Raw genomic sequence first — 7,131 nt, 5'->3', positions numbered from 1 at the left:
GTCCTGTGGTCCTGTGGTCCTGTGGTCCTGTGGTCCTGTGGTCCTGTGGTCCTGTGGTCCTGTGGTCCTGTGGTCCTGTGGTCCATTTTTTCGTGCTTGACGTCAAATACAAGCCTAAATGACACTCATTTTACGACACCCTTTCTGAGTTTGATGAGCTTAGCTAACATCACGGAGATATGCTTCGCCTCGTTTATAAATATGAGCCCTTGCTCTTTGCTAAAGTACCCAAGTTCAATACCTATATACACTTGAGTAATCAGCTCTCCACACGAACCTTTTGCGTAATACAAAAACCTTGCAGATTCAGCTGGTGTTTCTCGCTCTTCACCTTCAGATATATTCGAAGGAATAGAAAGTGCGCTACGAGAAAGTTGGTCTTTAAAACCATAGTTTTTACAATGTTCAAGTTGCCGTACTATATCAACCGTCAATCGAGAACTTTTTTTCCATACTTCTAACTGTTCAAACCCTAGTAGTCTCATCGCATTCTCTGCTCAAAGCCCAACCAAAGTAAAACAGGGCAAATTATAGCTCGCAAACCATAGGTCCATAGAACCACAGGTCCGCTCTTCTCCGCTCCTACAACTTTTTTACCCACTCTTTCGCGCTTTGTTCTATCAACTCATACGCGTGATCAAACGCTTCGCGGCTTTGGCGGTAGGGATCGGGGATGTCTTTTTGTCCTATCCATTGGCCGAAGAGCATGGTTTTGCCGCGGGCTTCTGGCGCGATGCTGGTTAGGGCTTCTAGGTGACCTTTTTCCATGACTAGGATTAAATCGTAGTCTTTGCACAACTCGCTTGTTAGCTGCTGTGAAGCATGATTTTCTACGTCTACACCGTGCTCGGCGGCGACTTGGATCGCCGTTTTGTCTGCGGGTTTGCCGACTAGGCCGCTTTTGGCGCTGGCGATGCCTGCGGAGGCCACGGTTTTGTTTGGTAGCAGTTGTGCCAGCATGCGCTCGCCTATAGGGGAGCGGCAGATGTTGCCTACGCAGACGACTAGGATTTTGTTAAACATTTTTAAAAGCGGTCCTTGGTAAAAGTGGTTCTGTGGTTCTGTGGTTCTGTGGTTCTGTGGTTCTGTGGTTCTGTGGTTCTGTGGTTCTGTGGTTCTGTGGTTCTGTGGTTCTGTGGTTCTAGCAAAAACCAAGCGCACAGCATGTCAAGCATTTACACCTCTCGACATGCCCTTCCTATAGGGCCATAGCACCATAGGGTCGCTCCTACGAGTCATAGGCCCGCTCCTAAAACCCCGCTCTTAATCCCAAGAACGGTATTGAGAACCAGCATCACCAATATACTTAATACCAGTAATCGTTGGTAGCAACTGGGTCATTAAGCGGTTCCATCTTGCTAGCGGTGTCGCCGTTACATACACAACATCATAAGGTGCTAATTCAAATTCAGTCCCAAGAAACAATGCTGTGGCATCTTGCATGTTTAATTGGTAAATATTGGCAATTTTATCTTTCTCTCCGCCAGGTAATGAACGGATAACAAAAATACCAGTTGCATCTGCCGCGACTTCTTTAACACCACCGACACTGCTTAGCGCTTCTGTTAGGCTCATGCCATTGCGTTCCATTTTGAGTGTTTGTGGCTCACCCACCTCACCCATAACGAACACTTTTTGGGCATCATTGCGCGGGATGTGAATAATGTCACCAGCTTGCATTAAACGATTTTGTTTCAAATCACCTTTTTGCATTAACGCATATAGGGAAACATGCTCCTCTACGCCATTGCGCGTTAATGTCACATTACGCCAATCTGCGTTCTCAGCTAAACCACCAGCCAAATTAATCGCATCTAAGATCGTCATAGGAATGTTCGTCACGGGCTGCTGTCCCGCTTTAGTGACTTCCCCTGTTACGTAAACTTTTTTAGAACGAAACGACGCCACATTTACATCTACTTGCGGGCTTTCGATGTACTTCTCTAGGCGGTTAGCCATCTCGATTCGTATTTCACGTACCGTTTTGCCTTCAACATGAACCAAGCCGATGTAAGGATAAAAAATAGTACCATCAGCATTCACCCAATTTCCCGCTTCAGCAGAACTACGGTAAGAGCCAGCGGGGATAGTAAGCTCGGGATGATCCCAAATAGTCACATTCAGGATGTCACCAGGACCAACGCGATATTGATACTTCGCTATTTCTAGATCCAACTCAGGGTTTGACTGTGCAACAGGTTCTGGAATCTGAAACGAAGCCACTCGCTCTGGCGTTAGTGGATAAACATTTACTCGTTCAGATAAATCAGTAGTTTCACCCTCTGCCTGAATGACGTTTTTGTCACTGGTCGAAATGTTTCCACCTGGTATCGTGCAACCGGCAAGTAATAGTGGGAATAGTGCCGTGATAGTGAGTTTCTTAACGTTATTCATGGGGTGTTATTGTTCCTGGGATTAGGTTCCTAGTTCCTGGAATATGAGGAAAAAGCTCCTAGTTCCTGGAAATATTGTCCTTTGGGGTCTATTGTTCTGGGGATGTGTTGCAAATTCAAGAGGGTAGTGATATTTGCTTACCAATTTGGGCAGAAGATCATAGCACGTTTTAAAACGCTACCGCCCGTTGGTGTTAAGCATATAACCCTATTATGCATCCGTTCTCATTTGTTCACGTATTGCATTCGCTACCGTGGGTAACTTGGATTTGCAATGCCGTGTTGTTCTGTCAGCTTATGTCACTCGCATGACGCTGATGTGTCATTGTTCTGTTGTTCCACTCACTATAAAGACGTAAAAATCACTGTTTCACCAAAGAAACTGTCGATTTTTATCATTTTTAGATGTTTTATAATGGTGCGTGTGAGTGCTTTCTTACTTGGCTCTGTATTATCCACATAAAAAACACCATTACAATCAATACGTCACTGGTTGCTTATCTTGTTGCGCTATACGTTTTGCCCACTTCACAAGCAAAACCTATAGCATACAGCATGATATTCCATGGTTTCTTGATACATTTCTTATTTATTCTTTCAAGAACATAAAAGGCGCGAATTTTAGAGCGTATGCGTTTTTGTAGGCAATTGTAATAGATATAGCGGAACTATGGTTCTATGGTTCTATGGTTCTATGGTTCTATGGTTCTATGGTTCTATGGTTCTATGGTTCTATGGTTCTATGGTTCTATGGTTCTATGGTTCTATGGTTCATAGAAAGGCATACACCACTACAAGTCAAACACTTAACAACTAAAAATCACAACTTATCGCGTATTCCCATAGGGCCATAGGGCCGCTCTATCTCTTCTACCATAGGTCCGCTCCTAACCCCGCTCTCTCAATCCGCTAAATTGATAAAGAAAACCGTTTTACAACTTTCACATTGGCATTTTATTTCATGTCGTCTAAAAAAACGCTTCTCAAATGCCGTACGTGAAATTCGAACTAGACGCATTTCCATTGCACAAGCAGGGCAATAACCCATAAAAATCATTTCTAATTATTCCTTGCGCCCATTTATCCTCTTTTCTCTCGCTCCCATGCGATGTTAAGCATTGCTTTCATACTTAATACACTACAAATTACAGAGTGCCATATCATTTATGGCTAGTAGGCGGAAGATATAATGAGTCGATTAACTGACGTGTTAGTGTTCAACCGAGAGAAGGGCTTAAGCCATTCCACAATCCAACAGTTATCTGTTTAATGACTTACAAGTCAGTACCTTAGGCTGTCATGCACTCATAAAACGCCAGTATTATCCCTGAAGCAATATCACATTGATAGAAAATCAGTTGCACTGCACAAGATCTTCATCACACTTTTATATCAAGCCCATTTAATAGATATCGATAACATCAGCCAGGCAAATACCACAAGTCGATTATATAGATAGCATAGGGTTTTCTTATACAAAATAAGAAGATGCGCCCCAATAGAGTCATAGCACTCTTTTAAGACTTCCTTCGCTTGGTATCAGAGTCCCACCAACTCTAACACCGATACCGTGTAAACCGCTCTCCCCCAGGACCTAGGACCGCTCTTAACCCGCTCTATTCCCGCTCTTCAACCCCATTCGGCCTCTGCAACCATGGCGATCGCGCATCAGTTAAATTAAACAACTGATACTTACGGCTTAACATCTGCCCACCATCACGGGTGATTGGCTGCCATGAGATATTGGCGCGGTTGGCACTTGGTTTTACTGTCATGATGTCGAAGGGGATGGAGACATAAAACCCTTTGGTGAAACTGCCTTCGCCAAAATCTTCGGCGCTCATGTTGGTAAAGCTGGCATAGGCTCCGGCGATCACGCCGCTGTCAAACTGCTTGGAGAAATCCACACGGGTGCCTAAATCACCGGCAAGGAATTTACCCACGCCCACTTTTAATAACGTGTTATCAATGAATTGCCACTGCGGCATGTAGTAGCCCGTTAAGAAGCCTGTTGTGCCTTGCGGCAGTACTTTGTAGTAGCGGCCATCGCGTTCACTGTATTGCTGCTCTTCGGTGAATACGCCAAACCAGCTATTGGGATCTCGCTGTGAGATAAGATTTACATCCGCACCAATGGCCCAGTTTTGATTCAGTGGACGATATAACACCTCGCCGCCCGCGCCTGCGAACATGCTTTCTAAATAGCCGCCATACGCTTGGCTGTAAAAGCCGCTGCCGAGCTCATCTAACCAAGTTAATTGCAGATTGTTCATGCGTACCGGGTTGTCTGTCACGTAAGAGCGGAACAAGGTTCGTACCCTTGGGACATCAGTACCATCGGGTGGCACTTCGTAGTTAAAGCTGTCGTAGTTATCCACCACATTAAAGTGAATACCACCAGACACGTTAAGATTGCGTGTTAACCAGTACTCCGCCCCTACATCCACCCCAATTTCAAACAGGTAGAAATTTTCAGCCGAGCCAAAAGATTGCGCTAATGTGGGCGACACGTGGTAATCGAAGGCATCAAAGCCGTCATACACGGTTTTCTTCGTCGTGCTGTCGCTTAAGTTAATCTCTTCTCGTCCGGTGGCGGCGTCGCTAAAGCTTTGATCAATGCTTTGATTTAGGGCGATAGTTTGGTAGGTTTTTGCATCAATGGTGGTGGACATCACCGGAATATTTTCTGCGGTTTCAACGATATCGTAACGCTCTACGCTGCTTGGCAGCGCATTACTTAAAATGGCGGCGGCGCGCTCTTGCGCTTCTGCTCTGTCTCGGTATTTACTTTGGCTGGCGGTAATAATGGCTTTATCGCCGTCCACCTCAATGGTTGCGTCTTTATAGCCTGCGTTGCTGGCTAACTGGTCTGCCACCTTTTGCCAATCCACGTCTTCTACGCTTTTGGCTGCGTCATTTGGTCTGGGTTGTACTGCAGGCTCATCTAACCAAACAGCTTTCATGTCGTTGAAGTTGGTACGAAGGGTGAAACCAAGCGCCAGGGAGTTACCCCGTTGATAGCTGACTCGAGCATCACCCCAGTCGCCCAAGCGATACAGTGCGCCCACGTTCCACGGGGTGGCAGGCGTCATATTTACCCCAGCCCGACGTACAGGGAAGTCTTGAGAATAGTCGTTGCTGTCGTATTCTAATTTAAACCGCAGCGGTTGCCATGGGGTTTGGTATTCTACGCCACCAAATAATGCCGCAGGGCCTTTAAACCAGCGCTCATAATCCACCATACCGCCACTACCTTTAAAGTCTGAAGGACGCGTACAATATTCATCACTCACTTTACAAAATGGGTTAGTAATGTTGTTTCTTGTGCCGAGATACCCCCAGCCCATGCCTAAGGTAAAATCCAGGTTGCCATAGCGCTTGGTGGCCGCGACAAATTCGCCATCAAACAATCCGGTGCCGCCAAAATCCCGAAAACCGACGGACGTTTCTGGCAGGTAATCGCCTTCTTGCCACAGGCGAATTTTAAAATCGATGCCTTTGTCGGTGTATTTGGTGTCACCACTAAAGCTTGGGTCGCTACTATAGAATAGATCCTGCACTAAGGTGTAACGCACCGTGGTTTCTAACCACGGCATCACCTGCATGCTGATGTTGTATTTGTGGTATTGCGAACTCCAATCACCATTAATACTAAACTCCCCTTCACGCGCCATTCGGCCTGTAGGCATTTGCATTAACCCTACGCCACCAAAATCTGACTGCGATGGAGTGAGAGTGGCTGGCTCAAAAGGGTCGGCAAATACCGCGCTACTCAACACACTACCCGTTAGCGCCGATGAGATAGCCAAGGCCAGTAAGGAAGGGGCGTTATTATTCATTATTATTGATTACCTTATGACGAAGCAGTTGCACGATATCTTGGTTAAGTGAGGCGTATTGTGAAGGCAGTGAGTCAAACGGCACAAACACTGTTGCGCCCGGCGCGATGAAATGCGGCTTGAAATTCCAATTGCCGTAGTGAGCAGTGTTTATATGGCCATCGGGTTGGATGATGAGCGCTAAACTGGTACTGGCGCTGTCTAGTCTTAGCTTGCCGAGCGCTTTGAAGTAGTCGGCCAAAAACCATTGGGATCGCTGCAAGGGCTTTTCCGTCTGTTTAACCGCACCGAAGAAATAAACATGCGGATCTCTTGCCGCCACGTTCAGTTGGTACTCGCCATCCAGCAATGGGTTGAGTTTTAATTGTGACTGCACTACGTCGTAGTCGAGCGGAGTAAATTCCCGGTATTTGAACTCGGCGCTTTCAATCTGCGCGATCACTTTATCTGCGCCAATTTGCGGCTCTTCAAGGTGTAATTGTTGCAGCTCGTTCAACACGCTGCGCTTTTGTTCGTCAATTAACGCTTGTTTTTGCAGATCAAACAGTTGCGCTTGTAATGGCTCGAGTTGCTGTTGTTGGTTACTGGCCTGCAACTGAGTGTCTTTTAGTACCTGCTCCAAACGCGTGGGCTGGTTGTAATCCAAACGAATGCTTTGCTGCGGCAACGATACCGACAAACTCGTCGATAGATCCGTCGCGATAGAAGGAAAAGCTAGGAGAAGTAAGGCACTAGCAGTGATGAATTTTTTACATCCTTGAAGCATGGGGGATCCTTGAGAGTTTAATATCGGTTCTGTGGTCCTGTGGTCCTGTGGTCCTGTGGTCCTGTGGTCCTGTGGTCCTGTGGTCCTGTGGTCCTGTGGTCCTGTGGTCCTGTGGTCCTGTGGTCCTGTGGTC

At 46.3% G+C, this 7,131-nt stretch carries 5 protein-coding genes; all 5 read right to left on the bottom strand.

Features of this window, described 5'->3' with window-relative positions; translation table 11 throughout:
- Window positions 1-125: 125 nt before the first annotated feature.
- A complete protein-coding gene (locus L4D05_RS23780; RefSeq protein ID WP_428795464.1) occupies window positions 126-485 on the bottom strand; it encodes a four helix bundle protein in 360 nt (119 codons plus the stop codon).
- Window positions 486-582: 97 nt separating this feature from the next.
- A complete protein-coding gene (locus tag L4D05_RS23775; protein WP_428795463.1) occupies window positions 583-1,023 on the bottom strand; it encodes an arsenate reductase/protein-tyrosine-phosphatase family protein in 441 nt (146 codons plus the stop codon).
- Between the two features lie 240 nt (window positions 1,024-1,263).
- Window positions 1,264-2,394 carry a polysaccharide export protein gene (locus tag L4D05_RS23770; RefSeq protein WP_428795462.1) on the bottom strand — a complete coding sequence of 377 codons (1,131 nt, stop codon included), beginning with the start codon at window positions 2,392-2,394 and terminating at the stop codon, window positions 1,264-1,266.
- Between the two features lie 1,615 nt (window positions 2,395-4,009).
- A complete protein-coding gene (locus L4D05_RS23765) occupies window positions 4,010-6,232 on the bottom strand; it encodes a YjbH domain-containing protein (protein WP_428795461.1) in 2,223 nt (740 codons plus the stop codon).
- The gene (locus L4D05_RS23760) at window positions 6,225-6,998 is read right to left on the bottom strand and encodes a capsule biosynthesis GfcC family protein (RefSeq protein ID WP_428795460.1); all 774 of its coding nucleotides are present in this window, start codon (window positions 6,996-6,998) and stop codon (window positions 6,225-6,227) included. Before L4D05_RS23760 ends, L4D05_RS23765 begins: the two co-directional genes overlap by 8 nt.
- Between the last annotated feature and the right edge of the window lie 133 nt (window positions 6,999-7,131).

The sequence above is a fragment of the Vibrio nomapromontoriensis genome, from assembly GCF_050337205.1.
Classification (GTDB): domain Bacteria; phylum Pseudomonadota; class Gammaproteobacteria; order Enterobacterales; family Vibrionaceae; genus Vibrio; species Vibrio nomapromontoriensis.
Note: the sequence above shows the minus strand (reverse complement) of the source record. Positions and strands in the feature narration are given on the sequence as shown.